The organism is Enterococcus alishanensis, from assembly GCF_019218635.1.
Classification (GTDB): domain Bacteria; phylum Bacillota; class Bacilli; order Lactobacillales; family Enterococcaceae; genus Enterococcus_A; species Enterococcus_A alishanensis.
Genome location: NZ_JAHUZB010000006.1, coordinates 163,118 through 189,336, shown reverse-complemented (window position 1 = coordinate 189,336; position 26,219 = coordinate 163,118). Strand labels below are relative to the sequence as shown.

Below are 26,219 nucleotides of genomic sequence, written 5' to 3'. Positions count from 1 at the left end.
CTCAACTTCCTTTTTCCACAGTGGATAACTATTTGAATTGATGATAAAGAATTTGGATGTCTGAATAAGTGCCGTCTTTCAATAAAAATCCGGCGGGAATCGTACCAATCAACTTAAAATCATTTTTGGTGTAAGTTTTTAAGGCGGCTTGATTGGAAACTACAACAGCATTAAATTGGATACCGGCAAAGCCTAATTCACGAGCTTCTTTTAAGGAGTATTTGACTAAAGGATCAGCTAATTTTTGTCCTCGAAACTCTGGTACTATACAATAACTGGCATTAGCAATATGGCTACACCGCCCGATATTATTGGGATGCAGGATATAATAGCCAGCTAATTTGTCATCAATAAATAGACAAGTGGTGGCGGTTTGTTCCAGCAAAAATTCGTGGAAATCTATTTCATAATAGAGCTCTTCACCAGGAAAAGCATCTCCTGCTAACAGTACTTCATTCCAAATATCGGTCATTTGGCTTAGATTTTTTGGGTCATAAGATTTGAATATTAATTCCGTCATTTTTAAAATCCTCCTAAACGAATAATTGCAAGTGAAACGATACCGACGATCACAATCACCAGTAGATTTTTAGAAATTACGGCGCCAATTAAGGTGGGGAGGGAGGCCAATAAGTTTTCCACATTGACTGTGGGTAAGTGGCCTAAGTTTTGAACAAATAGACTGCTAAACCACAAAGATGACATAATGACAATCGGCACAAAACTAAGGTATTCGGCAACGCCTTTAGACAAAGTAAACTTCTTTAACAAAATAAAAGGTAATACCCGTGAAAGCCAAGTGACAATGCCACAGCTGAAAATAGTGAGTAGAGTAAAGCTAAAAGTAGGCACGTTTAATCACCACCCCAAATCCGCAACCAATTAAGGTCACTACTAAGATCAATAAGCTACTAGGAATAAAAATAAAGCCAACATAGGTTAAAAATAAAGTAAAGGCAATTACAATTAGCTGTAATTTACGATTCAATGAGCGATCGGCAATGACTTGCATGTACAATAAGCCAATAAACATCCCCACAATCGCAAAATCCAAGCCCAAAGCTTCTGGATTACCAACAAAATTTCCCATAATGGCACCAACAAAACTCCAAAAACACCAAGTTAAAAATGAAATGACATTAGCTGTGTTCAACCACTGAAAACTCAAAGTATGATTGGTGAAATTTAATTTATTCATCCCCAGTGCAAAACTCTCATCAGTTAAAAAAGTTCCTAATAAAATGTTTTTCCACAGGCTGTCATTTTTAAAATATGGAGCGACAGTTACGCTAATTAAAATCATTCGAGAACTAATCAACAGTGTGGATAATACAATCGATAGCAATGGACTATGACTAATGAACATACTAACCACAACAAATTGAGCAGTCCCTGAATAAATAAACATCGACATCAATAAGACAATTAGCGGACTGAGTCCAGCTGCTTTGCCAACAATCCCAAAAGCAAGAGCAATCCCGATGTATCCAAAAACCGTAGGCATCGTCTCTTTAACACCGGTTCTTATATCTAAACTTGCATCCATCATTTCTCCCCCTAAAAAATGAGCTATTGAATAGCATTCTATCAGAAAAATGTGGAAATGAATATCAAAAAATGAATAAAAAATTAAATAATTCTGTGTTATTTGTCATTTAGAATGAAAAAAAAGACTTGCGGCGAACGCAGGTCAAATTTTATATTATTTTTTTTGTTTTTGCCAGATCGTCTGGTAAGCATCGAATAGGACAATTGTTTCTTCCATCAAGTTATTTAAACGACGATGAACCTCAGAATTGATGATGGTTCCATTAGCAAAATCTTGTTCTTCAATAAATAAATAATTTGGTAACGTATTAGCCTTCATATAGTGTAAAATCGGTTTTAATTGATTTTCAGCCATTAAAAAATGTTTTGGTGAGCCGGCACTGATAATTAGACTAACAATTTTATGAAAGAAAGCTTGTTGTGGTAATAAGTCGAAAACATTCTTCAAAGTACCAGGAATTGAAGCTTGAAATGTTGGCGTTGCAATTACGATAATATCTGCATCCATTAAATTTTTTGTTAAAATCCCCGTATCTGCAGGATAGTCAACATAATTACGACCATCGGCAAAGAGAATCGTCATTTCTTTTAAATCCAGCAAAGTAATTTCAGCAACGGGAGCGTGTTTGAGTAAATATTTTTTAGCATCTTCTAAGGCTAACCGGCTTTTACTACCGGTAATTGAGGCGGATAGTAGTGTTATTTTCATTATTTTTCCTAACTTTCTTTTGAGTAACTGACAATCAGTATAACATTTCTCATTTTATTACTAAGAGATTTTGCTTATTATCTTTTGAAACCGTTATTTTTTACGATTGTTTAAGAAACTGAAGTACGTTATAATTTATTTATTCATAAAAATGCAAATAAGAGCGCTTACGTGCATTTTTGCTAAATTTAAAGGAGGAAAAAATTTGAAGAAATTAAGTGTGTTAGTTACCGTATTATTTAGTTTGTTTGCTTTGTCAGCTTGTGGTGCTAGTGATGATTCTAGTGGTACAGATACAACCGGCTCGTCAACTGCCAAAAGTGAAAAACAATTTGAAGGTCAAACGCTAAATGTTGTAACAACTTCTGATGCTTACAAAGAATTATTTGATAAGTTTTCAGACGAAACTGGTGCCAAAGTAGAATTTTTATCGATGTCTAGTGGCGAAGTGTTGTCACGGATGCAAGCGGATCAAAGTAGTGAGCCAATGGCTGATTTGTGGTTTGGCGGCGGCTTAGATGCTTTCATGCAAGCGAAGACAGATGGTTTGTTGGAACAATATCAATCAGATGCTGTTGAATCAATCGATGAAAAATACCGTGATCCAGAAGGTTATTGGTTGTCTAAAGGTTTAACTGTGGGTGGATTATTGATCAATAATGATGTGTTGGAAGAAAAAGGCTTAGCGGTACCAGAGACTTGGGCAGATTTAGCCGATGAAAAATATAAAGATGAAATCATTATGAGTGATCCAGCTGTTTCAGGAACAATGTATGCGATTGTTAAAGGTATCTTAGATAAAGATGGTAATGATGCTGGCTGGCAATATTGGGAAAGTGTTAATGAAAATATTCCTTATTATGGTCAGCGGGGTAAAGATCCACAAGAAAAAGTTACTGCTGGTGAATTTGGGATTGGTTTAATTCCAGTTGATAAATCTGCCTTTGATGCGGCAGAAGAAAATGATCTTTCAGTGGTTTATCCATCAGATGGTATTCCTTGGGTCCCAGAAGGTGTAGCAGTCTTCAAAGATGCCCCTGGAAAAGACATGGCTGAAGCCTTTATTGATTTCATGTTGCAACCAGAAAATATGAAAGAATTGGCTGAACTAGATGGTAAAGATACCGACCAAATTATTATGCCAGGGGTTGATGGCTATGATTTAGGATTGGAATCTAAGGATTTAATCGATGAAGATTTGACTACTTTTGGTTCTGATCGAGAAGCTATCTTAAACCAATGGGCTGAAATGGCTGCAAATAAATAATTAAAAATAGTCTGTGGCATGATTGAATGATGTCACAGACTATTTACATACTATACTAGGAGGGATGCCAGATGAAGTTGAATAAAATGATTAACCGCATCAGTGAATGGATCATTTATCTATTGATTGTCGCTGGTGTCCTTTTATTTATTTTATATCCTTACATAAAAATTTTTGCTGAAGCTTTTACGAGTGGCTCTTTTGGAATTACTGAATATTTAAGTGGAAATATGATGTTGCTAAAAAATTCTTTGTTTGTGGCAACTTTAACGACAGTGGCGTCATTATTTTTTGTGCTAAGCTTGACGATTTGCTTTTTGTTTCTGAGTGAGAAAGTGCAAAAGATTTTTCGCATCGGTTTGTTGGCAACGATGGTTTCCCCGCCTTTTGTGACTTCTTTGGCTTATATTACTTTATTTGGCCGACGGGGATTTATTACCCATGACTTGCTGCAATTAAGCTATAATCCTTACGGTCCTCAAGGGATTATTATGATGCAGACAATTAGTTTTGCTTCATTGAATGCCTTAGTTTTGATTGGGATGTTAAAAAATATCGATACTTCGATGATTAAAAGTGCCCGTTCGTTAGGAGCAAAATCAGATGCAGTGGTGAAGGATATGATTATTCCTTTGTTGCGACCGGGAATTATTGTAGTGGCACTAATTAGTTTTATTCGCAGTTTGGCGGATTTTCAGACACCGACAATTATCGGTGGCGGTTTTCGAGTGTTGGCAAGTGAAGGGTACTTTGCTGTCATTAGCCAAGGAGATATTCATAAAGCGGCGCTGATTAACTTAACGTTGTGTCTGCCAGCATTAATTGTCTTTTTTATTTATAATCATTTTGAAAAGAATGTGGCAAGTCAAAGCCATGGTCAAGAACAAGGCAGTTTGGCTTTGCCGCGCAAAGGGCTGTTTTTTTATGGGAGTAGTTTTATTTCAGGTGTATTTTATTTATTGCTCATTTTGCAGTATGTAACGATTGTGGTGAATGCCGTAACGGTTAAACGAATGGGAAACTTTTATTGGTCTTTACAACCGATTTTAGATACGCGAATCTATATTAGTGACACGATTATTCGGACGATTGTGTATTCCCTGTTAGCGGGTTTTATTGGCAGTCTACTGAGTTTTTTGATTATTTATTATAGTCAGGTCCGCCATAGTAAACTGATGAAAGGGATCGAAATGATCGGGACCTTGCCTTATTTATTGCCGGGTACTTTTTTTGGATTAGGTTATCTTTATGCTTTTTCCGGAGAACCTTTTTCATGGACGGGTTCCAGTATGATTGTCATTATTAATGTGATTTTTAAACAATTGGCTTTTGCTACAAAAGCTGCTAGCGCTAGTGTTAGCCAAGTTGATCCGACTTATTATAAAACAGTTCATGATTTAGGCGGGCATACATTAAATGAATGGAAAGATGTCTTTTTTCCAATGACTAAACAAGGATTTGCCTTAACTTTTATCAATGGTTTTATTGCCACTATGACAACGATCGGGTCGATTATTTTCTTGATTCGACCGGGGCAAAAAGTCTTAACTTTGGTGATGTTTGATGTGGTACAAAGAGGACTGTATGGTGTGGCATCAGTGATTGCATGCCTGATTATCATTATTTGTTTAGTGGTAGCAGGTTTGATAGCTCTTATTTTTAATTTAAATAGAAGGAGGAAACGGCATGTTTCTTTCCGTACAACAGCTAAATAAATCTTATGGTACTACTAAGATTCTAAAAGATATATCCTTTACCTTGCCACAAGGGGAGATGCTGGTAGTGTTGGGTCCCAGTGGTTGTGGGAAAAGTACTTTACTTAGTTGTTTAAATGGCTTTGAAAAAGTAAATAGTGGGAAGATTTTATTAGCGGAAGAAGATATTACTGAAGTTTCACCAGAAGAGCGGGACATTACAACGGTTTTTCAGTCTTATAGTCTGTTTCCTCATCTAAATGTACTTGAAAATTTAATGTATGGACTAAAATTCAAAAAAATAAAAAAAGGAGAGGCTCGAAAAAAAGCTGAAGAAATGTTGGCATTGCTACGCTTAAGTGATTATGCTGAAAGTAATATTCAAGATTTAAGTGGCGGGCAACAACAACGGGTAGCATTAGGTCGTAGCTTAATTGTTGAACCAAAACTATTATTACTAGATGAACCTCTATCTAATTTGGATGAAAAATTACGGATATCTTTACGGGCAGAGATTCGTCGATTACAAAAGGAATTGGTCATGACAATGGTGTTTGTCACTCATGATCAACAAGAAGCTTTTGCTATTGCTGATCAAATATTATTGATGAATCAAGGAGAAATTCAACAAATTGCGGAGGGAGAAGAATTATATAATCATCCACAAAATCCCTTTGCCCTGACCTTTATTGGAGAAAATAACTTATTGAGTCAGCAGCAATATGTGCGCCCTGAACAGATCCAATTAGTAGCTGACAAAGAAGGTGAAGGAGAAATTATTCAGCAGCGTTTTCAAGGAGCAACCATTGATTACGAGGTCCTGGTTCAAGGAAATAAATTAATAGTCACTACTTTAAATAATGGCAGCTATTATTCTATCGGACAAAGAGTGCGTGTGAATTATCAAAGTCAAAAAATAGCAACAGACAGGAGTAAATAAATGAAAATATTACATGTTCAAGCCCAATTGCCGGCTAAAACTGGGAGCGGTGTTTACTTTTCCAATTTAATTAAAGGGTTAAAAAAATATGATCAAGCTTGTGTATATGGCACTTTTGGTGATTTTAGCTATGATTTAATTCCACAAGAGAAACAATATACAGTCAAATTCCCTAATCAAGATCTGGCTTTTTCATTACCTGGAATGAGCGATATCATGCCGTATGAAAGTACGATTTATGGAGAGATGACAGAAGAGATGATTGCTGCTTGGCAAAAGGCTTTTCGAAAAATTGTCAAACAAGCTGTTGCTGAATTTCAACCCGATGTGATTTTTTGCCATCATTTATGGTTTTTAACATCGTTGGTACGAGCAGAATTTCCTGAATTACCAATTTTTGCTTTTTGTCATGGAACCGACATTCGCCAAGCGCGCCAACATCCCCATTTGTTAGAAAGGTACGTCACTAATTTAGATCAATTGGACCGTGTCTTTGCACTGAGTCATCTGCAAATTCAAGATATTCAAACGGTTTATCAAATACCAAAAGACAAAATTACCGTACTAGGTGGCGGATTTGATCCAGAAATTTTCTATCCAGTAGAAAAGACACATAAAGAAACCATTGATTTAATATATGCTGGTAAAATTTCCGCAGCAAAAGGCACCTTTGCTTTGGCACAAGCCTTTGAAAAAATCAGTCAACAGCATTCCGAAGTTCATTTGCATTTAATTGGTCATGCGGCTGAAGATGCGCAGGAGCATTTAGCACCTTATATCGGAAATCCACAGTTGCATTTATATAATGTCGCCAACCAAAAGTTATTGGCTGACGAATTTCGTAAAGGCGATATTTTTGTCTTACCTTCTTTTTTTGAAGGTTTGGGCTTAGTAGCGATTGAAGCACTGGCTTGCGACTTGCGGGTAGTTGTGACAGAGATTCCGGCTTTGCAGGAACAATTAGGTAAAACAGTGAATGATAGCGGGATTATTAGTTATGTACCGTTACCTCGGATGCACAATCAGGATGAACCAGTAGCTGAAGATTTACCGCAATTTTATCAAGCCTTAGGTGCAGCCTTGGAGCAGCAAATCTTAGCGGTTAAAGAAAACAAAAAAATCCCGACTGAAATAGCAACGGAAATCTTAAAAAGCAGTTGGCCGCAACTAATCAGTAAGGTGGAAGAGTATTTACTTTTCTAAAACAGAGCCGACAATTTTAAAGCCTAACTTTAAATAATAAGGATCGGCATCACTAGTCACATACAAAGATTCTTCTGGAAATTCTTGCTGGAAATGTTCGATTAATTGTTGACCGTAGCTATTACCGCGATAAGCTGGATCAACTAACAAATCTAAAATATATAAATCAAATCCATCATCATTACGTCCACGAATATAGCCGTAAATTTTTTGTTGATCTGTTAAGACAAAAGATATTGACCGGTCTAAAGCGTGGGCGTATTTTTGTTGGTTTTCTGGCGTATTGTAGGTCCATTCCGGTCCTTCACGGGTCATTAAAGCAAAAAGCTCGTCTAAATCATTGGTTTGATATTTTCTGATAATCATCATACCACCTCATAAATTTTTTGAAATGTTCTTTTAATAGCTGGCTATTTTCTTTGGAGGAACGGCCATTGATGGCGTAAGCACCTGTTTTATTAGTATAAGAAAAATTCCCACTGGTTTTTGTAGGTGCTTTGTATTGATTCTTTTTTAAAATTTTTCTGCGAAATTGCGGATCACTCTTACCAAATTTTACGTCTAATCTAGTATGAATCTTATCGTTTTTATTAGCATAATTGAAACTAGCCCCGTTGACTACACCATTTAAATTATCGAGATCTAAAATATTTTGAAATTTTCCAGCACGGTTGATAATAAATTCACTATGAAAAGCGATTAACAACTTAAAATTCCCTCCATCATACCCGCTAGGATAGGCTCCTAAACCGGCGTGAGCCTTTTTTTGATGCAAACGATCAGAGTCTGAAAGTGAGAAGTTTCGATTTCTTAAAAAATATGCCAACTTGGTGTGATCACTAAAACCAAATTTTTGTCGGCGAATAAATTCAGTTTGTTGTAATGAAATGAGATAGCGTAATTGATGGATTTGTTTTCCTAACGAATCAGTCAATGTCAGAGGTGCAGGAAATGCAATCTGGACTTCCAATGCTAAACTATGCCAAAAAGGATTATCTGGTGCCAATTCAGAACTAAAATGACTTAGTAAATGCTGAATGACCGAAGATTCCTGCGTTAACTCTGGGGGAAAGTCTAAGCATTTTAGTAAGACCGTTAGTTTGTTTCGAGCATTTTTCGTTTGCTGTTGCGTATTCCAGGCATTCCACATGGATAAAAAAGTTTCTGAACCAACTAACAAACTGGGATTTTCTTGGTTTGTTGTCAGATAAGCGGCTTGGCTAATAGCTGGCCATCCTAATTGTTTTAAACAAGGCAGAACACCGAGAGTCAAAAAATAATCTTCTGCGTGGAGCAAATAATTTTTAAGTGCAGGGATGTTTTCGTTAACTAAATTATTCAAGGCTGCTATTTCAGGCTGTAAAGAGAATATAGGTACCAATTTTTCTTGTTTTAAGACAGGCTTTTTTTGCTGTAGCCAAATTTTTGCTTGGATCTGCTGCTGAATTATTTTTTGCGCTTCTAATAGAAAGGATCGGTTTTTAGCAGGGTAATGTTTCAAGAAAAATGGTAATACGGCAATTTTTTCTTCCAAATCAAGTGTGTATGACATAACAATCACCTCATCAATTATTTTAACATCTCTATGAAGGTTTTTAGTAATAATTGAATAGAATCATTTTTACAAAAAAATTTACTTTTTTTGATAAATAGCTCCTAAAAGTTGATTTTATCCTTATTAAATAAGGATTATTTCTCGATAGAAATCATTTTTTTCAATCATATAAAAAAATGAAAGTAAACAATTTTTGTAAAGTTTTCGTAACGAGACTAGGGTGAGGCATATGAGCTAGTTAAATGTGAAAAGTTCATTGAAATGAAAGGAGAGGTTGAAATGGAAAATCAAAATAGTGTTATTCCGATAGTCACTGCAGCTGATGAAAATTATGCGCCATACCTTAGTGTCATGCTTACTTCAGTTGTTGAAAATAATCCAGAAAACCGTCCGCTTTGTTTTTATGTTATCGACGATGGACTTTCTAAAACAAGTAAGCGTCATTTGGAAACGGTGATTAGCCGTAAGACAAACCACGCAACCATTCAATTTTTAACGATTGATCGAAATATTTATCAAGACTTTTTAGTTAGTGATCACATTACAACGACAGCATATTTACGCATTTCGTTACCGAAACTTTTAGCCGGAGGACCATACGATAAAATTTTATATTTAGATGCAGATGTATTATGTTTGGCAGATGTCGCTGAATTATATGATCAGCCCTTAAATGGTAATATCGTCGGTGCAGTAATTGATGTAGGTGAAGTAAACGGTTTAAAACGTTTAATCGGCGATGTCGATGGGTACTATTTTAATTCGGGTGTTTTATTGATTGATGTTATCCAATGGAATGCTCAGGCGATTACCGAAAAGACCATTGATTTTTTAACAATTTTTAATGATCGGATTGTCTATCATGATCAAGATGCACTGAATGCTGTTTTACACGGCAAATGGCAACCGCTCCATCCTAGATGGAATGCCCAAACAGCTTTAATTTTTAACAAATTTCCTGCCCCTGATAGCCATTATCAAACTTGGTATCAAGAATGTCACCTGCAGCCGGCCATTGTTCACTTTACTGGACACGATAAGCCATGGAATACCCTGGTTGGTCATCCATACACGCAACAATATTTAACCCAGTTGGCTGACAACCGGATGAAGAAAGTAGGAAAGGTAAATGGATAAGCATGAGCGAGTTATTGTAGCTAGTACTAATTCAGATTTTGCCCCTCACTTAGCGGCATTATTTGTTTCAATTTTAGACCAAGTTCAGTCATCGAAGGATTTTTTTCATTTTTACGTGATTGATGATGAACTTGATTTTAACAATCGTCAGTTGCTACGACTATCTGTAAAAAATTATTGCAACCATGCAACTGTGGATTTCATGAAAATTGATCCTAAGTTTTTCGAAAACGTAGTTGTGAGTGAGCGAATACCGAAAACAGCCTATTACCGGATTGCTATTCCCGAATTATTTCGTGGGACGGGCATCGACCGTATCCTATATCTAGATTGTGACATGATCGTTTTAGATGATATTACGAAATTATGGCAGCTAAAACTAGATGATACGATTTTAGCGGCAGTAGAAGATGCTGGATTTCATAATCGTTTGGCAAAAATGCAAATTCCAACTTTATCAGATCGTTATTTTAATTCTGGCTTTATGTTTATTAATATCAAACAATGGTTGAAAAACGAGGTGACTAGTAAAGTTTTGAATTTTATTAGTGAAAACCCTGAAAAATTACGGTTCCACGATCAAGATGCTTTAAATGCTATCTTACATGATCAATGGTTAATCTTACATCCTAGATGGAACGCCCAAGGTTATATTATGAATCAAGACGTGGTCCATCCGTTGGCGCAAGGTGAGCGGGAATATGAAGAAACAAGAAAGCATCCATCCATCATTCATTATTCTGGACATGTAAAACCATGGGACCAAGATTTCGATTGCTTTACGCAAAAATACTATAAAAAATACGCTGAAGAAACAGCTTTTCAATATTTAGAAAACCAAAGGAGTTTACCAAATGACTGAACCAAATTTAATTGATCCAAGAAAACGATATTATACTGATAAATTTACCAATCAAGAACAAGATACCCCCGCTTTAGGTGAAAAGATGCAACCAAAACCAGATTGTGGTGAAGAAAGCTATCAAGGCAATCATGAATTAGAAAATCGACGGGTATCAATTACTGGTGGAGATTCTGGTATCGGCAGGGCAGCAGCAATTGCTTTTTGCAAGAGAAGGTGCCGATATTGCTTTACAATTTTTACCAGGTGAAGAAAAAGATGCTGCAGAAGTAGCACAATATGTTGAAGCTGCCGGTCGTAAAATAGTTTTATTACCTGCAGACTTAAGAAATGAGCAAGCGCCAGAAGAAATCGTCAGTCAAGCTGTTAATGAGCTAGGCGGACTAGATACTTTAGTCCTAAACGCTGGACAACAAATTTCTCGGATGGAAATAAAAGACCTACCAATGCAACAGGTCAAAGATACTTATCAAGTTAATATTATTGCGATGTTTGCGATTGTTAAAGCGGCGGAAGCCTATATTCCAGCGGGTGGTGCAATTGTGACAACGACTTCTGTTCAAGCTTTTAATCCTAGTGAAAACCTATTGGATTATGCTTCAACTAAAGGTGCGATTGCTAATTTTACGGTTGGTTTAGCCAAACAATTGGCACCTAAAGGAATTCGCGTGAATGGCGTTGCTCCCGGTCCAATTTGGACACCATTACAATTAGATCATGGACAACCAGAAAGTGCATTGCCTGAGTTTGGTCAATCTAGTTTATTAGAACGTGCAGGACAACCAGTTGAGCTGGCTCCCGTATATGTATTTTTAGCTTCTAACAAAGCTAGTTATGTCACCGCTCAGATTTATGGTGTGACTGGCGGCGAAGCGATTAATTTATAGTAAAAAAAGAAGCTGTCTCATCTATTTTTCAGATGGACAGCCTTTTTTTATTTTAAAGCAGTTTTAATTAACTTTGCTTCTTTGACAGGGTCTTCTGCATTTAAAATGCCACTGCCGACAATGACGATGTCTGGTTTTAAAGCAACGTATTCAGCAATGGTTTGACTATTAATTCCACCAGCGACAGCAATTTTTGTATGTTTAGTATATTTTTTCATTTCGATTAAATCTTCTAATGGTGTTCGACCAGCGTGTTGTTGATCTGCACCGGTGTGAACAGCAATGATATCGACGCCGATTTTTTCTAATGTTGGAATTCGTTTGGCAAAACCAGTGACGCAAATCATATCTACCATGACTTTCCGTTTTTGTTTCTTAGCTTGCTCCACACAACCTTGGATAGTTAAATCATCAGTAATACCTAGCACAGTGACATATTCAGCCCCGGCATCATAAGCGAGTTCGGCTTCATAGGCGCCGGCATCCATAATTTTTGCATCACATAAAACTTCTAGTTGAGGAAATTTTTGTTTGATTTGACGAACGGCTTCACGACCTGCATCAATTAAGAAGGGCGTACCTACCTCAACAATATCAATATACGGGGCTAACGATTCTAGTTGTTCCAAGGCTTCGTTTAAGTTTAATTCATCAATCGCAAGTTGTAATTTCATCTTTTTCTCCTATTCTAAATTGGCATGATTGGCAAAAGCTTTTGAAGTGTCGATCTGCTGCTCGCTAGCGAGTTCAACAATGAGGGCATCTCCTAAAAGCAAAACGGCTTCTTCAAACATACTGCCACCAGGTAAAATACCCATTTTGTTTTCTGCCGAAGATGGTAATTTATCAGTATATGCCGGAATTTTTACTAATATATCAGCTGTTTCCCCCAAACTAGATTCAGGGAAAATCGAGAAGACAGCAACCTGCCCTTGATATTCTTTGGCTTTTCGAGCTGTCTGTAAAATAGATTTGGTTTCGCCGGAAGCACTTGCTGCGATTAATAAATCTCCTGCTAAAAAGGCGGGTGTAGTAACTTCGCCAACAATATAAACTTGAAATCCGATATGCATTAAACGCATAGCAAAGGCTTGTAACATCAAGCGAGAACGACCTGCTCCAGTTAAAAAGATACGCTTACTGTGGCGAATAGCTTGCACTAGTTTAGTAACTTCAGTTTTATCAACCTTACTTAAAGTTTCGCTTAATTCTTTGACTGCCTGTACAACTATTTGAAAGCTTTCCATTTTTTATTCCCTCGTTTCCGCTAAATTTTTATAACTAGCAATAAACATATCTAATGAACCAGTAAATTTTAACTGTGAAATACCATCTGGAATCAAGACGGTTTCACCTTTTATCACTGGTGTATTGTTAATTGTTCCCTCACCGTCAACAACAGTAATAAAAGCAAAACGAGCTAGATCATAAAAACCAAAATCTTTTACTTTTACACGACTTAAACCATATAAACCAGGTTCATCCCAATAATCAATCACTTCACAATTAGATTTTAAATAAGGTTCATACCAAACAAAACCTTTTGATGTATCAGGAACTAAGACATTGTCTACAACTTTATCGATGTGTAATTCACGATGTTCTTTTGTATTAGGATCAATCCGATCATAATCAAATAAACGATAAGTTAAATCAGCATTGCGGGAAATATTGTAAGTTAGTACGTCTCGACCAATAGCGTGTAATGTCCCAGCTGGAATATCAATAAAATAATCTTTTTTAGCTGGCAGATATTTTAATAATTTACCCCAATCATGAGCATCTGCTAAAGTTTTAAATTCTTCTCTAGTATGAGCGTGGTGACCAAATTCTATTTTTCCATCTTCTGGCGTATCTAAAATGACCCAAGCTTCTGGTTTGCCACGAGAATGATCATGAACCAATGCGTAAGCATCATCAGGATGCAGCTGAACAGATAAGTCAGCCAGTGGATCCAATAAATTCACGCGAATCGGCAATTGTTCAGTATCGCATTTGAACCAATCTGGATAATCTCGATAAAGATCTGACAAAGTGAGATCTGTTCCTTCAACTTTACAATCGGCCTCACCAGGAAGAGCCACCACATTATAAACTTCACCAATAGGATATAAATCCGTTTGATAATTGAATTTTTTTAAGATGCGATCGCCACCCCAAATTCTTGGTTCGAAGAATGGTGAGATTTTATAAATTTGTTTTTCCAATTAAAACCAACTCCTTAAGTTTGTTTTCTGCGATTAAACAAATTATAAACGCTGATAAGAAAAAATTCAAGCGAAAATTTGGTTTTATAGATAAATACCAATTTATAAGTTGGATATGCTATAATAAACAAAATGATTTCAAGGAGAAAACAAATGAAGTTAACCAGTGAAGAGCGTAAAAATAAAATTTTACATGAAGTAATTACCAAAGGAGAAATTAGTATCAATCAGCTAGCGGATGAATTGGGGGTAACGACGGAGACCATTCGTAAAGATGTTAGTTTTTTAGATGAAAAAAATTTAATTGAGAAGAAGCACGGTTTAGTAACAAAGGTCAATACTTTTTTTGAAAATGAATTTTCTGTTAAAGAAAATACCCAACTGCCAGAAAAAATTAAAGTGGCCGAAATGGCTTTAAATTTTATTCCAGAGAATGCGGCAATATTACTAGATACCAGCACCACCGTATTACAGCTGGCTAAATTATTAGTGATGCGAGATGATTTGACAATCGTTACTAACTCACTTCAAATCAGTCAAGTACTAGCTAATTCTGACAATCAAATTTTACTAACTGGCGGATTGTATCGAAAGAAAAGCAATTCGTATGTAGGGGATTGGGCAATCCAAGCTATTAAAGAAATGAATTTAGATGTTGCTTTTCTTGGCTGTGATGGATTCTCAGCGACAGGTCCAACCATTCGTTCTTATCAAGAATTGGAAATCAAAAAAATAATGGTGGAGCAAAGCAAAAAAAATATCGTTTTAGCAGATTCAGCAAAACTAAAGAATACTGGATTATATTCTTATGTCGATTATCAGAATTTAGATGTTGTCATTGTGGAAAGAAACTTGACTGAAGTAGAAAGACAGGCATTTCCTGAGGAATTATTTTTTTATACGAATTGAGATAAAAATAGATCAGCTGGAATAATCAAGTGTTGTTGATTGTTCCAGCTGATCTTAATCATTATTTAGTTAGTAAAAAGTTGGAAAAATAAAATAACAACGGCTGGTATAAATGAAAATGCTACATTGTAAATAAAATGCGCCATCAAACTAAACCAAATATTTTTCTTCCAATAGTAGAAAAGGGCAAACAAGAAACCGCCAGCCATTAAAGGTAAAGTATAAATAAGCTGACCTTGAAAGTTATTAAAGTGCGCTAGTCCAAATAAAATGGAAGACACAAACAGCATGAGAATCGTCATAGTTTTTGAAGTAGTCCATTTGAAAAACAAGATGTGGCGAAAGACCAATTCTTCAGTAAAAGGTGCCATCATAGGGATTAATGCACCAATCAAAGTCGGCAAAATAGTCATGGTGAGTAAGTTGCCATGGATACTTGCTGGCTGCACTAGTCCTCGACCGACTTGCTGAATCACACCAAAAATAACTGCAAATAAGACACTCAACATAAAATTCCTGAATAGTTTTTCTTTGTATTGCTGCCAGCTGTTTTTCAAAAACGTCCGATTCAATAAAATCGCGGCTAAAAAGCCTAAAAAGAATATACAAAAAACTAAAAGTGGACCAGCTACTGGTAGTTTGATCAAGTCGGTTAAACTAAGTAACCAGCCAATTAATAACTCTAGTGGAATAATTAGTAGTGTCGTTAATTCTCTTTTTGATAAGGGCCTGTTCATCTGAAAGTCTCCTAGTTTTTCCTTCATTTTAACACTATCAGCTGATTATATTAAAAAATCTGATTGGTAGTTTTAACTGTCCTTTGATAAAATTTAAAGGAAATAATAAGCGAAGGAGGGATAAAGTTGTTTAGAATTGGTGAGTTCTCCAAATTAACGCAAGTATCGATTCGAATGTTACGTTATTATGATGAGGTGGGATTATTAAAACCGGCCGCAATTGATTCAATAAATAACTATCGCTTATATGCTACTGAGCAAATTCCTATGCTGAATCAAATTATATTTTTGCGGGATTTAGGGTTTAATGTAAAAGAAATTAGTACAGCCGTAAAAAAATGGCAGCCGGAAAATATTGCTAAACTTCTCGATCAAAAACAACTAATGCTTGAAAAACAACTATCACTGGGGCAAAAACGACTAACTAAACTAGCCATCGCCAAACAAGACTTAGTGAAAGAAAAAATCGAGCTTCATTCCAATATTACAATTAAATCTGTTCCTAGCTATCAAGTCTTGTCTTTAAGGAAAATAGTCAAAGATTATTTTCAGGAAGGATTACTCTGGAAAGAATTGGCTATGTTTGTCGAAGAACAAAAAATTTCATTGTCTAGCGGTGAGGAATCGTTAACGATTTATCATGACCCGGAATATAAAAATCAAGATGTTGATATGGAAACTTGTCTCGTTACTGATCAACTAATCGCATGCCCCGCACCGTTTAGTTGTCACCAAATAAAAGCAGTCCCTTTAATGGCTTCCTCAATGGTGTATGGTTCTTTCGAAAAAATGAATGATCTTTATTTGGCTTTTGCCGGTTGGCTGACGGAGCATCAACAATATCAAATGGGAAATCATAGCCGTCAAATCGTTCATCGCGGTCCTTGGAATGAAGAAAACCCCGACAATTATTTAATTGAAATTCAAATACCGATTCAAGAAAAATCCAGCAATTAAAATTGTTGGATTTATTATTGACCCTCACATGGTGTTAGACCCTAAACTGAAATTAATAAGAAGGGGGAATTTGAATGAAGAATTTTTCAGTAAAATCAATTGGTCAGGTGGCTAACGATCAAGAAGAGATGGCCATTCAATTGTCGGCAGAATATGCAGCAGGATTAAGTGGATTAAACGGCTTTAGTTATTTAGTGGTACTTTGGTGGCCCAATCAGATGGATTCTGACGAGGCGCGCAGCATGTTAGAAGTTCCTAAACCATATAAGAATGCACCAGATACGATGGGGATTTTTGCTACACGTTCACCAGCTCGTCCGAATCCGATTGCGATGACGGTTGTCGATATTTTATCTATCGATGAAACAACTGGACGGATTATCGTGCCCTATATTGATGCGCTTGATGGTACGCCAGTTTTAGATTTAAAGCCTTATACGCCAAGTGCCGATAAAGTGGAGCAGCCTGGTGTCCCAGAATGGAGTGCTCACTGGCCAGAAAATTATGAAAGCTCAGGCGATTTTGATTGGGAAAATGAATTCATGTTTTAGCCAAAAAACTGCTGACTCGTTTAAAATAGCGAGTCAGCAGTTTTTTTGGAAGGTTGCATAAAAAATTAGCGATAAGAATTGCCTAATTTGTACCCTTTACCCCAAGAAGTAGTGATTTGATATTCAAAAAATCCAGCTTCAACCAATTTTTTATTTACGTTTTTAATGATTCCTGATAACCGACTTTCCTTAGATTTTGTTAACTCACCACCCCAAATACTTTGAGCAAGTTCTTCCCGAGTCACGTATTCATCTTTTGATTGCCATAAAATATTGAAGACCGTTCGCTCTTGCGAAGACAAACTCGTATAAGTAAATTCTAGAAATTTATTTGGGTCATCATCTTGTAATGTTGCTGACGATTCTTGTTGAAAAGAACCCATTATTAAATTGTTTTTTTCTTTTAAAAATAATAAATCACGAATCGTTTCAAATGAGGTATCCTTAGAAATAAAGCCAAAAATACCAATGTGTTTCCACAACTGTTGCTCTTCGTCGTTCAGGGTTTGACTTGTCTTTCTAAAAACTAGTGCATCCTTAAATATTTCTTTCTGCTCCGATAGAATACTACGGACCTCTTCATTTGAGACTGTTTCGCTAAAAATAATCGCATCAAAGTAATCAAAAATACTTTTGACTGGCCAACTTTCTTCTAGACTCTTTAACAATTGGTTACTACTAAAAACTTCATGGCCCATGAAATTAAGCTGTTGGGAGAAAGATTGTTCAAACGACACGCTTTTTGTAAGTAATAAAATATTCATAAAAAATTTCCTTTCGTAAGTACAATCAACCATAATAGTCGAGTTTTGTAACTTTATTATTAGATTATACTGTATTTTAGCATTTATTATAAATGATTAGTATTGATTTTTGGTTTCAATAACCATCGTTATTGGTTATTGGGATTCAAAATAAACATTTTTTTATTAGAATGAGATTTTTTTGGGGCTTCTATATGCTATATGGAAAGAATAAAATTGGCAAACCATATCAGTGAATAATACCGGAGTATAAGAATTAATTAATATTTCTCTAATGGATACCGTAAAAATATTTTACCATCAATGCTAAATGACGTGATTGAACGTTTATCAATCTTTGTTCATATATTTTTATATTTAATTAATTAATATTTTTATTACATGATGTATTTTTTCGTCTAATTATTATGTTGCAGGAAGATAGGAGTGAAATAGTAGAAGAGAAAATGATTAAAACAATAAAATTAAAGGACAAAAAAACACTTCAACAAAGAGCGTTGAAGTGTTTTTTAGAATTCTAATGAATACAAAGGTTGTTAAAGCGTTTATTATTCTGCGATACCGTAGAAACCAACAGCTTCATCAGCCCAGCCTTCACGGACAAGACCATTCTTTTCAGATTCAGATTTTGTATAATGGTGAGAACCTGGTCCGGTAGCATTTGGATTGAATACACGGTAGATAGAGTATTTAGCATCTTTTTCTGTACTAGAGTAGAAGCCGATTCCTTCATCGTTCCAACCTGCAGCAACAACTCCTGCAAATTCAGTAGCGTCTTTCGTATAGAAATGTTCGCCAGAATTAGGGTTGTAAGCACGGTAAACTGTATCACCTTGAGAAGGAGATACCCAAGCAATACCTTCATCGTTCCATCCAGCAGCGATTACGCCATCAAACTCGCCTTTATCTATGGTGTATAAATGTTCACCAGAGTTAGGGTTGTAAGCACGGTATAATGGTACTTTAGTAATTTTAGTACCAGGCATTGTTGCTGTAGCAGCATCGCTGATGTTACCAGCTTTATCTGTTGCTTTTACTGTTAATACACTACCTGCATCAACTTTTAAGTCTTTGAATGAAACGCGACCAGTTGTTTTACCGTCAACAGTTCCAGGAACAGCGCTTGAAGTTGCAACAGTTTTATTATCTTTATCAGTAACTGTAACGATTGAACCAGATTCAGCAGTTACGTCAAATGAATAGCCAGCTTTTTCAGTACCAGTAACAGTGCCAACGATTGGTGCATTTGGAGCAACAATATCAGCGAAAGTAATTGGCACAGTGTTATTGCCTTGTTTTTCAAAGATATCAAATGAAATAATTTCTGGTTCGTCAACAGCACCAGTGAAATCAACAGTTAAACCATTAGGAGCGTTTGTTTTAAACCAATTTTCATCAGTATTCATTGCAACTGGGAAAGTTACGCTTGATGATTTCAAGACTGCTGCATCACCAATCAATTTAACGAAATCAGCAACTGCGTTAGCACCAGTAGGTAATAAACCTAACACACCATTTGCAAGTTTCTTAATTGGTTCAAAGATAGTGTTAATAATAATTGTCATAATTGGGAAACTAGGATTGTTCACTTGGAATGCATTAATTGCATTTTGTAATGCAGTAACAAGATCATTGATTTTGTTTGCAATAAAGCGAACTGTTGCATCATCAAATTGTGCAGATAATACTCTGCCATCTTGAGAAACACCAATAGCTGATGATGTTGCAGCAACATCAAGGTTACGTAATTGACCAATTGCGTCCATTGCATTGTAAACTTCTTCAGCATTTACACTCCAACCAAGAATACTTTGATCGTCAATTAATTGCATAAGGGCTCTTAATTTTTCATCAGTTGTATTCAAGAATTGGTCGATTAACGGGATATTTTCAGACAAATCCAGCCCCATTTGTACTGTAACTCCTGCATCACCTGTTGCACTTACTAAACCTGCTAATTGAGAAGGAACTTGAATTTTTGCTGTTTTGTTCCCTTTCAAAATTAATTGGAACTCTGCTAATGATGAGTTTTGCACTGTGAAGTTACCAGTGTGTGAACCAAAACTAGCAATGGTTGGGAAATCAGTTGAGAAATCTGTTTTCTCGTTAATGTTCCCATTAATTACTGCTGCCTCTGCCATAATTGTATGGGTACTCAAGACAGGCACGGCAGTAGCAACGCCGAAAGTTAAACTGGCAACCGCCACTACACCTAACTTAAACGCCTTTTTTTCTTTGATATTCATTCTATACCTCCGTAATCTTTAATGTGCAAGCTGTTATTCGTTAACTTAGTTTAAGCAAAATACAGCCAATAAGATAACTCAATATAACCTTTAAAGATATATTAAATTAATCTTCGCAAATATATGTTAACATTAAGGAGTTTTTTTGTCTATATTTTTTATGAAAAAAGAAAAAAAACTAGAAATGTATGAATTATGAATATATTAAACAGTGTAAAAAAATAATTTTTAGTAGATAACTATACGAATTTGAAAGGATAGAGTTATAAAAATTATAAATACATAATTTGTGATATTAATATGTAAAGAGAACTGTCTGGAGGGTTTATTGAGAAACCATAATTATTCACTAAATTTAAAGAGGAATAAATTATTATTAATGCTTCTTTATCAAATCGAAATTATCTTATCTTGAAAAAATATCAAAAAAAAGGAAACTAACTAATATATTTTTTTCGATAATATTTATTGAAATTTGTTAATAAATATGATTAATATATATTATGATAATACATTTATAAAATAGGAGAGAAAATGATGGCTAATATTTTGATTTTAAGTAAAAATTTTGAGACTGAGAGACCGATGGAGCAAGCATTACAATTGTTGGGGCATGAGGTTTTTTGTTCTGTTTCATTAACATTGAACAATTATGAAAAGTTTCTAGAACAATCAGGTAGTGATTTTTTAAAATATTTTCCAATAGTTATTTTTAGTGAAACTTTATCAGATGATGAAGTGGCTTATGCGATTCAAAAAACAGCTTTCCAACGTAAGTATTTTATGCGTAAATCCGACCAAATGATTAAGCAACAAATTCATGGTAGAGAAATTTTAAATATTCAAACTAACTTTACATTGGAAGGACTCCGACTATTGTTAGAAGAAGTTGTTAAATCAAAAGAAATGAGTAGTGAAGTGAGCACTGATATTATTTCTGACTTGAATTTAAGCAAAACGGAAAGAAAAACACTAGACTATTTAATCGAAAATGAAGGAGTAGTAGTAGAAAGAAAATTACTATGTACAGTCTTGTGGAATGAAGTCAGTGCTTCTCGTTTGTCCGAATTATCAAATATTACAACTCGAATTAAATATAAATTAAAAAATAAGTTTGGTGAGAATATACACTTGCAAACTGTATGGGGAAAAGGTTATTTATGGAAGAATTCTGATGATTAATTATGTTATTTATATAAAATGACGAAGAAAAAAAGCAATTAGTATCGAAAAGATACTAATTGCTTTTTTTAATTAGACAGCACTACCGGCGTAGAAGCCTGCACGAATCGCATCACCGATTTTTCCGATTTTTTGACTGTCACCAACCACGCGAGTTTTCGTGTGGTATTTTTCTTTGATACCATTAACGGTATTTAACAAAGGTCTCATCCCGAAAGCATTTAAGACGGTGTCGGCATAAATTTTTTCAGTTGAGCCATCTGCTTTTTCAACAATGACACCATCTTCTTCAATTGATTGAACGACAGTTTTTGTTAGCATGGTAACATTGTTAGCATTTAAAGCGTTCAGCAATGAAATGCGGTTGATAAACATCGCATCTTGAGCGACTTCATCTTTCATTTCGATGATGGTAACATTTTTACCCATTTCATTTGCCATTTCCAATGCGCCGTCACAACCAGTTGAACCACCACCACAAACGATAATATTATCACCTTTGATTAATGATTCGTCACGATGAGCCGCAACCATAGTTTCAACGATGGGTAAATCAATTCCAGGAATGTTTGGCACGATTGGTTCGGCACCACAACCAACAAAAATTTGATCGCATTCAGCTAAAATAGCATCGTCTGATGAAACAAAAGTATTTAATTGCACATCGACGCCTAATTTAGTTAATTGTGTTTCATACCAATCACTTAATAATTGGATATTATTTTTAAATTTCGCAGTAGCAACATCCCGCATAATACCCCCAAGGCGATGACTTGCTTCATATAAAGTCACTTTATGACCACGAGTGGCAGCCACACGAGCTGCTTCCATACCAGAAGCCCCGCCACCGATAACCACGATATTTTTGACTTCATTGGCTTGTTCTAGTTTGAAACGTCTTTCTTCCATCGCTTGAATATTCACAGAACAACTTAATTTCGTATGGTTGTTCCAAATTCTTCCGATGCAATTTTCGTTACAACGAATACACGGTCGAACATCTTCTCTATGTCCAGCTAATAATTTATTAGGTAAATCTGGATCAGCAATCAAGCCACGACCAATCATAGCAAAATCAATATTTCCTGATTCAATGATTTCAACTGCTGATTCAGGATTATGAGTACCGGCATTTAATAGTGGAACATTAACGGCTTGGCGTGCTGCTTCGTTAACATAAGACATACAAGATTCCCCTAGATAAGATGGTGGGAAAATATAATCTAGTGTTTCATAGCAACCAGCATCAATGTCAAACGCATCAACGCCTTCTTCTTCTAAAAGTTGAATCAATGGAATCGAATCTTCCAACGTCCGGCCACCTTCAAAACGATGGTCCAGTGAAATACGGAATAAAATCGGTAGTTGATTACCCACAGCTTTACGAATCGCTTGCACAATTTCTCTTGGGAAACGGGCAAAGTTTTCTGGTGAACCACCATATTCATCGGTTCGTTTGTTCCAAACAGGTGACATGAATTGATCAACTAAATAACCAGCATGGGCATGAATTTCAATCGCATCAAAACCAGCATCTTTTGCTAAACCAGCCGCAAAAGTAAAACCGTCCATCACATCTTGAATATCCTGTTTTGTCATCGCGCGACAAGGAACATTCGGGTCAAAAGCAGAGGGAATTGCTGAAGCGGACATTGGCGGGCGACCTAAAGTATCAGGAAAGGCATTCCGTCCAGTTCCACAAGTAATTTGACAGACCACTTTGGTTCCATAGCGATGAACTGAATCAACTAAAGATGTTAAAGCCGGTAACACGCTAAAAGAATCCAGCGTTCCTTCCATTGAACCTTGGGCAATTTCTTCATTCAAAGGCTGGCAACCTAAAATAATCATGCCGGCGCCACCTTTTGCTCTTTCTACAAAGTAATCAATTTCTTGTTCATCTTTTCGTCCGTTAATAAATGCGGAGTTGGTTCCCATCGGTGACATGACAATGCGATTTTTAACTTCCATATTTCCAATTTTAAATGGGGTAAATAATGCATCATAGTTCATTTTTTTCATCCTTTCAAACTAATTTTCAGCAAATGGTGTTGCATAGTAACGGTAAACATCATATTGAATCACAATCGGGTCATTCGTGAAATCTACCCGACCGATGCCAAAACAAGCATAATGATTACACCAATCATAGCATTCATCATCAGTATCTAAAACCGGCATCGGTTGTGTGCCCATCACAGCAGGGAATTTTCCGTTAGCATAATCTGCCGCTGCTTCTTCTGACCCTAAATCAATCCGTCCTTTGTAAAACATGTTGATATGGGCACCATCACCTGTTTCAATCATGGTGCGACAATCTACATCAACAATGCCATTGGGATAAACGGTTGACCAATCTGCACCGACTGGTAAAATTTTCCCTTGGATTTTCGGTCCCCAAACTTTTCCACCAGCGATTGTTCCAGTGACACGAGTACCGCCTGTTGGCAATTTTTGGATAAACATGTCTGCATTTACATCAATTGAGTAAGTGAATAAATGCTCAATCTTAAATTTGTTTAATTCGAAGCTTTCCATAAGTGTCGACTCCTTTTATTTAATTATTGTGAAAATAATAACATGCAAACGAACTAAAACCATCGGCAAAATAAATGATTTTTCTGGTACTTTATCGTCAAAAATGCCAATAGATGATAAAATTAATTAAATAAAATTTCAGGAGAGAGCAAGATGGCGCGATACAGTGAAAAAAGTTTAACGCAGTATACCAATCAAATGATTGAAAATATTGCCAAAGGTTCGACAATTGAAGAATTGATTGATTATACGTATCAAACTTTTCGCCTGCCGTTAATTGTTGCAGATCCAGGCTATCGTTGGATTACTTCGGCAGGAGACCAAAAAGTCACAGATCCTTTTTGGCAACAAATTATTGAGCATGGAGAACCTAGTGACCATACTATTATGGCTTATTATATTGAAGATGGTTTGATGCAAGCGATTACTGGCTCGCGACAGGCAATAAATATTAATTGGGGTGTCTGTAAAGACTATCCGCAAACTAGCGGACCAATTTATATTGATGACAACTTAGAAGGTTTTGTTAGTGTGTTGTTTATGGAAGAAAAATTGCTAAGATTTTCTTTGCGATTGAATGATTTATTGTGTCGGTTTTGTACGATTTTGATGCGTTCTAAAAACTTTCGTCTAAAACATGCTATCAATCCTGTGAAAGAATTATTGGCGCAAAAAATTTTTGATACAGCCAATTATCCGCAAATTAACAAACTAACAGAATATGTCGATACGTTACGCTTAACACCGCAATATTGTATTGTAGTTTTAGCAGAAAAAAATCAGGAAGAACAGATTCTGTCTCATATTAAAAGCAGGATTGTCAAAGACGGTAGCAATGTTTTATTTTTAGTAAAAAAACATCGTTTATATATACTTTTTCACCATTTGCAACTAGTAGAATTTGAAGAAAATTTATTGAGCATTGTCCACCAGTACAATCTTTATTGCGGGGCCAGTGATGTTTTCACAGGTTTGAATCAACGGAGAAAATATATTCAACAAGCAGAATTGGCTTTTGAGACAGCAGCAATTTTAAACAGGAATCGAGAATGTACTTATTTTTCAAAATCATTGCCAGAAATTTTATTGTTACAGCCTTTGGAGAAATATTCTTGGGAAAGTATCGTTCCCACTTCGTTAAGGAAGCTTTTTTCTTATGATCATGCCCATGAAACAGAATTAGTTAAAACACTAGAAATTTATTTATACCAGCGAAATGATATTAATCAAACTGCTAAAGAGCTACATATTCATCGTAATACATTAATTTATCGTTTAAATAAAATTCGTGACATTACGCAAACTGAAATTGATGATTCAGAAATGGCTTGGGTTTTTCAATTAGTATTGCAAGCCCAGAAAATGTTTCAGACTAAAAAATAAAGGAGCCTTAAAAATGAAAAAAACGATCAGATTGAAGATTGCTCAATGGCAAGGTGGCAACAAGCCTACTTATGCTTTCGGTTCACAATTACTTGCTTGGTTGGCACCGAAAAATTTAGAGCAGGAAGAATTCACAATTGCAATCCCGACCGCTAGTGACGATACTGAATTAGAAAAAAAGAATGGTGTTGTAGCACAACCTACTTTATTGAAAAATTTAGCGGCTGTTACTGAAAAAATCATAACTGAAAAACCTGATAAAATTATTACTCTAGGCGGTGATTGCTTAGTTTCGCAGGCACCTTTTGATTATTTGCATGGAAAATATGGAGAAAAATTAGGTATTATTTGGATAGATTCTCATCCAGATATTTCGACACCAGAAATTTATTATCACGAACATGCGATGGTTTTAGGAAATTTATTAGGTCATGGAGATCCGTTGTTCGCGGAAAAAGTTCAACATCCATATGGAATAAAAGATATTTTATTTGTTGGTTTACAAGAACCGACAGCGGATGAAAAAGTCATTTTGGCAGAATTGAATTTGCCTTATCAGGTTCAAAAAGAGCAGTGTCTACAGCCTGAAAAAATTCGCGAATGGATTAAACAGAATAATTTCACCAAAACAGTGATCCACTTTGATTTAGATGTGTTGGATCCAGCAATCTTTAAATCATTGTATTTTACTGAGCCGGGTGTTAGTGAATTTCCTTCTGAGTCAGGAAAAATGAGTTTAAAAGAAGTTGGCGAGACGATGGCAGCCATCCAACAAGAAAGCGAGATTGTCGGATTAACTATTGCAGAATATTTGCCATGGGATGCGGAGAACTTAAAAAAACTTTTACAAAGCTTTGACATTTTTTCGTAAATAATTATAAATAAGTCGCAACTATCTATAAATGTTAGTCGCGGCTTTTTTGCTCATGTATTATAATAAAAT

General features: G+C 35.7%; 26 protein-coding genes and 1 pseudogene. 13 read left to right on the top strand and 14 right to left on the bottom strand.

Annotated features, from left to right (window positions below):
• Window positions 1-28: 28 nt before the first annotated feature.
• The 4 genes from KUA55_RS14590 to KUA55_RS14575 form a co-directional block, all read right to left on the bottom strand.
• Entirely contained in the window at window positions 29-520 is a 492-nt protein-coding gene (locus KUA55_RS14590; RefSeq protein WP_218327121.1) for a GNAT family N-acetyltransferase, read from the bottom strand.
• Between the two features lie 2 nt (window positions 521-522).
• A complete protein-coding gene (locus KUA55_RS14585) occupies window positions 523-852 on the bottom strand; it encodes an AzlD domain-containing protein (RefSeq protein ID WP_218327120.1) in 330 nt (109 codons plus the stop codon).
• Complete coding sequence (locus KUA55_RS14580; protein WP_218327119.1) at window positions 839-1,546, bottom strand: AzlC family ABC transporter permease; 708 nt, start codon at window positions 1,544-1,546, stop codon at window positions 839-841. Before KUA55_RS14580 ends, KUA55_RS14585 begins: the two co-directional genes overlap by 14 nt.
• Window positions 1,547-1,702: 156 nt before the next feature.
• A complete protein-coding gene (locus tag KUA55_RS14575) occupies window positions 1,703-2,257 on the bottom strand; it encodes an NADPH-dependent FMN reductase (protein ID WP_218327118.1) in 555 nt (184 codons plus the stop codon).
• A 205-nt stretch (window positions 2,258-2,462) separates the two neighbouring features.
• Between KUA55_RS14575 and KUA55_RS14570 the strand changes: the two genes are divergently transcribed.
• The 4 genes from KUA55_RS14570 to KUA55_RS14555 all read left to right on the top strand — a co-directional run bounded on the left by KUA55_RS14570 (window position 2,463) and on the right by KUA55_RS14555 (window position 7,361).
• Window positions 2,463-3,524, top strand: coding sequence for an ABC transporter substrate-binding protein (locus tag KUA55_RS14570; protein WP_246601544.1), 1,062 nt, complete (start codon window positions 2,463-2,465; stop codon window positions 3,522-3,524).
• 71 nt (window positions 3,525-3,595) lie between these two features.
• The gene (locus KUA55_RS14565; protein WP_218327116.1) at window positions 3,596-5,239 is read left to right on the top strand and encodes an ABC transporter permease; all 1,644 of its coding nucleotides are present in this window, start codon (window positions 3,596-3,598) and stop codon (window positions 5,237-5,239) included.
• A complete protein-coding gene (locus KUA55_RS14560) occupies window positions 5,211-6,158 on the top strand; it encodes an ABC transporter ATP-binding protein (RefSeq protein ID WP_218327115.1) in 948 nt (315 codons plus the stop codon). The genes KUA55_RS14565 and KUA55_RS14560 overlap by 29 nt, the downstream gene beginning before the upstream one ends.
• Window positions 6,159-7,361 (top strand): glycosyltransferase family 4 protein, encoded by a 1,203-nt coding sequence (locus KUA55_RS14555; RefSeq protein ID WP_218327114.1) that lies wholly within the window; start codon window positions 6,159-6,161, stop codon window positions 7,359-7,361. It abuts the gene before it with no gap.
• On the opposite strand, the gene KUA55_RS14550 is transcribed toward KUA55_RS14555, so the two are convergent.
• Entirely contained in the window at window positions 7,350-7,727 is a 378-nt protein-coding gene (locus KUA55_RS14550; protein WP_218327113.1) for a GNAT family N-acetyltransferase, read from the bottom strand. The two genes, KUA55_RS14555 and KUA55_RS14550, sit on opposite strands and share 12 nt — an antisense overlap.
• Window positions 7,699-8,913: a DUF3114 domain-containing protein gene (locus KUA55_RS14545; protein WP_218327112.1), complete on the bottom strand. Its 1,215-nt coding sequence runs from the start codon at window positions 8,911-8,913 to the stop codon at window positions 7,699-7,701. Before KUA55_RS14545 ends, KUA55_RS14550 begins: the two co-directional genes overlap by 29 nt.
• Window positions 8,914-9,195: 282 nt before the next feature.
• Between KUA55_RS14545 and KUA55_RS14540 the strand changes: the two genes are divergently transcribed.
• The 3 genes and pseudogenes from KUA55_RS14540 to KUA55_RS14530 all read left to right on the top strand — a co-directional run bounded on the left by KUA55_RS14540 (window position 9,196) and on the right by KUA55_RS14530 (window position 11,802).
• The gene (locus KUA55_RS14540) at window positions 9,196-10,053 is read left to right on the top strand and encodes a glycosyltransferase family 8 protein (RefSeq protein ID WP_218327111.1); all 858 of its coding nucleotides are present in this window, start codon (window positions 9,196-9,198) and stop codon (window positions 10,051-10,053) included.
• A complete protein-coding gene (locus tag KUA55_RS14535) occupies window positions 10,046-10,915 on the top strand; it encodes a glycosyltransferase family 8 protein (protein ID WP_218327110.1) in 870 nt (289 codons plus the stop codon). The genes KUA55_RS14540 and KUA55_RS14535 overlap by 8 nt, the downstream gene beginning before the upstream one ends.
• A pseudogene (locus KUA55_RS14530) lies at window positions 10,908-11,802 on the top strand (SDR family oxidoreductase). Before KUA55_RS14535 ends, KUA55_RS14530 begins: the two are co-directional and overlap by 8 nt.
• Window positions 11,803-11,849: 47 nt before the next feature.
• On the opposite strand, the gene hxlA reads toward KUA55_RS14530, so the two are convergent.
• The 3 genes from hxlA to KUA55_RS14515 are packed head-to-tail and all read right to left on the bottom strand — an operon-like array spanning window position 11,850 to window position 14,009.
• Window positions 11,850-12,476, bottom strand: coding sequence for a 3-hexulose-6-phosphate synthase (hxlA, locus tag KUA55_RS14525; protein ID WP_218327109.1), 627 nt, complete (start codon window positions 12,474-12,476; stop codon window positions 11,850-11,852).
• Window positions 12,477-12,485: 9 nt separating this feature from the next.
• Window positions 12,486-13,049 carry a 6-phospho-3-hexuloisomerase gene (hxlB, locus tag KUA55_RS14520; RefSeq protein WP_218327108.1) on the bottom strand — a complete coding sequence of 188 codons (564 nt, stop codon included), beginning with the start codon at window positions 13,047-13,049 and terminating at the stop codon, window positions 12,486-12,488.
• A gap of 3 nt (window positions 13,050-13,052) precedes the next feature.
• The gene (locus KUA55_RS14515) at window positions 13,053-14,009 is read right to left on the bottom strand and encodes a class I mannose-6-phosphate isomerase (RefSeq protein WP_218327107.1); all 957 of its coding nucleotides are present in this window, start codon (window positions 14,007-14,009) and stop codon (window positions 13,053-13,055) included.
• A 153-nt stretch (window positions 14,010-14,162) separates the two neighbouring features.
• Here KUA55_RS14515 and KUA55_RS14510 point away from each other — a divergent pair, with 153 nt between their 5' ends.
• Window positions 14,163-14,918, top strand: a complete 756-nt coding sequence (locus KUA55_RS14510) for a DeoR/GlpR family DNA-binding transcription regulator (RefSeq protein ID WP_218327106.1) — start codon at window positions 14,163-14,165, stop codon at window positions 14,916-14,918.
• 65 nt (window positions 14,919-14,983) lie between these two features.
• On the opposite strand, the gene KUA55_RS14505 is transcribed toward KUA55_RS14510, so the two are convergent.
• Window positions 14,984-15,655 (bottom strand): CPBP family intramembrane glutamic endopeptidase, encoded by a 672-nt coding sequence (locus KUA55_RS14505; protein WP_218327105.1) that lies wholly within the window; start codon window positions 15,653-15,655, stop codon window positions 14,984-14,986.
• A gap of 126 nt (window positions 15,656-15,781) precedes the next feature.
• Here KUA55_RS14505 and KUA55_RS14500 point away from each other — a divergent pair, with 126 nt between their 5' ends.
• Together KUA55_RS14500 and tsaA are read left to right on the top strand one after the other, a co-directional pair.
• Entirely contained in the window at window positions 15,782-16,612 is an 831-nt protein-coding gene (locus KUA55_RS14500; protein ID WP_218327104.1) for a MerR family transcriptional regulator, read from the top strand.
• Window positions 16,613-16,686: 74 nt separating this feature from the next.
• Window positions 16,687-17,163: a tRNA (N6-threonylcarbamoyladenosine(37)-N6)-methyltransferase TrmO gene (gene tsaA / locus KUA55_RS14495; protein WP_218327103.1), complete on the top strand. Its 477-nt coding sequence runs from the start codon at window positions 16,687-16,689 to the stop codon at window positions 17,161-17,163.
• 65 nt (window positions 17,164-17,228) lie between these two features.
• Here tsaA and KUA55_RS14490 read toward each other — a convergent pair whose 3' ends face one another.
• Together KUA55_RS14490 and KUA55_RS14485 are read right to left on the bottom strand one after the other, a co-directional pair.
• Window positions 17,229-17,927 carry a helix-turn-helix domain-containing protein gene (locus KUA55_RS14490; protein ID WP_218327102.1) on the bottom strand — a complete coding sequence of 233 codons (699 nt, stop codon included), beginning with the start codon at window positions 17,925-17,927 and terminating at the stop codon, window positions 17,229-17,231.
• A 548-nt stretch (window positions 17,928-18,475) separates the two neighbouring features.
• Window positions 18,476-20,173 (bottom strand): adhesive domain-containing protein, encoded by a 1,698-nt coding sequence (locus KUA55_RS14485; protein ID WP_218327101.1) that lies wholly within the window; start codon window positions 20,171-20,173, stop codon window positions 18,476-18,478.
• Window positions 20,174-20,710: 537 nt separating this feature from the next.
• Between KUA55_RS14485 and KUA55_RS14480 the strand changes: the two genes are divergently transcribed.
• A complete protein-coding gene (locus KUA55_RS14480) occupies window positions 20,711-21,355 on the top strand; it encodes a winged helix-turn-helix domain-containing protein (RefSeq protein ID WP_218327100.1) in 645 nt (214 codons plus the stop codon).
• Window positions 21,356-21,427: 72 nt separating this feature from the next.
• Here KUA55_RS14480 and KUA55_RS14475 read toward each other — a convergent pair whose 3' ends face one another.
• Together KUA55_RS14475 and KUA55_RS14470 are read right to left on the bottom strand one after the other, a co-directional pair.
• Window positions 21,428-23,368, bottom strand: coding sequence for an NAD(P)/FAD-dependent oxidoreductase (locus tag KUA55_RS14475; protein ID WP_218327099.1), 1,941 nt, complete (start codon window positions 23,366-23,368; stop codon window positions 21,428-21,430).
• 18 nt (window positions 23,369-23,386) lie between these two features.
• Complete coding sequence (locus KUA55_RS14470; RefSeq protein WP_218327098.1) at window positions 23,387-23,893, bottom strand: DUF3237 domain-containing protein; 507 nt, start codon at window positions 23,891-23,893, stop codon at window positions 23,387-23,389.
• Between the two features lie 153 nt (window positions 23,894-24,046).
• On the opposite strand from KUA55_RS14470, the gene KUA55_RS14465 reads away from it, so the two are divergent.
• A complete protein-coding gene (locus tag KUA55_RS14465; RefSeq protein WP_218327097.1) occupies window positions 24,047-25,276 on the top strand; it encodes a PucR family transcriptional regulator in 1,230 nt (409 codons plus the stop codon).
• Between the two features lie 13 nt (window positions 25,277-25,289).
• Window positions 25,290-26,147, top strand: coding sequence for an arginase family protein (locus tag KUA55_RS14460; RefSeq protein ID WP_218327096.1), 858 nt, complete (start codon window positions 25,290-25,292; stop codon window positions 26,145-26,147).
• Window positions 26,148-26,219: the final 72 nt, after the last annotated feature.

Bases quoted from the DNA above. Each gene is read 5' to 3' on its own strand.
- KUA55_RS14590 (WP_218327121.1), bottom strand. From the start codon at position 520: ATGACGGAATTAATATTCAAATCTTATGACCCAAAAAATCTAAGCCAA.
- KUA55_RS14580 (WP_218327119.1), bottom strand. From the start codon at position 1,546: ATGGATGCAAGTTTAGATATAAGAACCGGTGTTAAAGAGACGATGCCT.
- KUA55_RS14575 (WP_218327118.1), bottom strand. From the start codon at position 2,257: ATGAAAATAACACTACTATCCGCCTCAATTACCGGTAGTAAAAGCCGG.
- KUA55_RS14565 (WP_218327116.1), top strand. From the start codon at position 3,596: ATGAAGTTGAATAAAATGATTAACCGCATCAGTGAATGGATCATTTAT.
- KUA55_RS14560 (WP_218327115.1), top strand. From the start codon at position 5,211: ATGTTTCTTTCCGTACAACAGCTAAATAAATCTTATGGTACTACTAAG.
- KUA55_RS14555 (WP_218327114.1), top strand. From the start codon at position 6,159: ATGAAAATATTACATGTTCAAGCCCAATTGCCGGCTAAAACTGGGAGC.
- KUA55_RS14550 (WP_218327113.1), bottom strand. From the start codon at position 7,727: ATGATTATCAGAAAATATCAAACCAATGATTTAGACGAGCTTTTTGCT.
- KUA55_RS14545 (WP_218327112.1), bottom strand. From the start codon at position 8,913: ATGTCATACACACTTGATTTGGAAGAAAAAATTGCCGTATTACCATTT.
- KUA55_RS14540 (WP_218327111.1), top strand. From the start codon at position 9,196: ATGGAAAATCAAAATAGTGTTATTCCGATAGTCACTGCAGCTGATGAA.
- KUA55_RS14535 (WP_218327110.1), top strand. From the start codon at position 10,046: ATGGATAAGCATGAGCGAGTTATTGTAGCTAGTACTAATTCAGATTTT.
- hxlA (WP_218327109.1), bottom strand. From the start codon at position 12,476: ATGAAATTACAACTTGCGATTGATGAATTAAACTTAAACGAAGCCTTG.
- hxlB (WP_218327108.1), bottom strand. From the start codon at position 13,049: ATGGAAAGCTTTCAAATAGTTGTACAGGCAGTCAAAGAATTAAGCGAA.
- KUA55_RS14510 (WP_218327106.1), top strand. From the start codon at position 14,163: ATGAAGTTAACCAGTGAAGAGCGTAAAAATAAAATTTTACATGAAGTA.
- KUA55_RS14505 (WP_218327105.1), bottom strand. From the start codon at position 15,655: ATGAACAGGCCCTTATCAAAAAGAGAATTAACGACACTACTAATTATT.
- tsaA (WP_218327103.1), top strand. From the start codon at position 16,687: ATGAAGAATTTTTCAGTAAAATCAATTGGTCAGGTGGCTAACGATCAA.
- KUA55_RS14490 (WP_218327102.1), bottom strand. From the start codon at position 17,927: ATGAATATTTTATTACTTACAAAAAGCGTGTCGTTTGAACAATCTTTC.
- KUA55_RS14485 (WP_218327101.1), bottom strand. From the start codon at position 20,173: ATGAATATCAAAGAAAAAAAGGCGTTTAAGTTAGGTGTAGTGGCGGTT.
- KUA55_RS14480 (WP_218327100.1), top strand. From the start codon at position 20,711: ATGGCTAATATTTTGATTTTAAGTAAAAATTTTGAGACTGAGAGACCG.
- KUA55_RS14475 (WP_218327099.1), bottom strand. From the start codon at position 23,368: ATGAACTATGATGCATTATTTACCCCATTTAAAATTGGAAATATGGAA.
- KUA55_RS14470 (WP_218327098.1), bottom strand. From the start codon at position 23,893: ATGGAAAGCTTCGAATTAAACAAATTTAAGATTGAGCATTTATTCACT.
- KUA55_RS14465 (WP_218327097.1), top strand. From the start codon at position 24,047: ATGGCGCGATACAGTGAAAAAAGTTTAACGCAGTATACCAATCAAATG.
- KUA55_RS14460 (WP_218327096.1), top strand. From the start codon at position 25,290: ATGAAAAAAACGATCAGATTGAAGATTGCTCAATGGCAAGGTGGCAAC.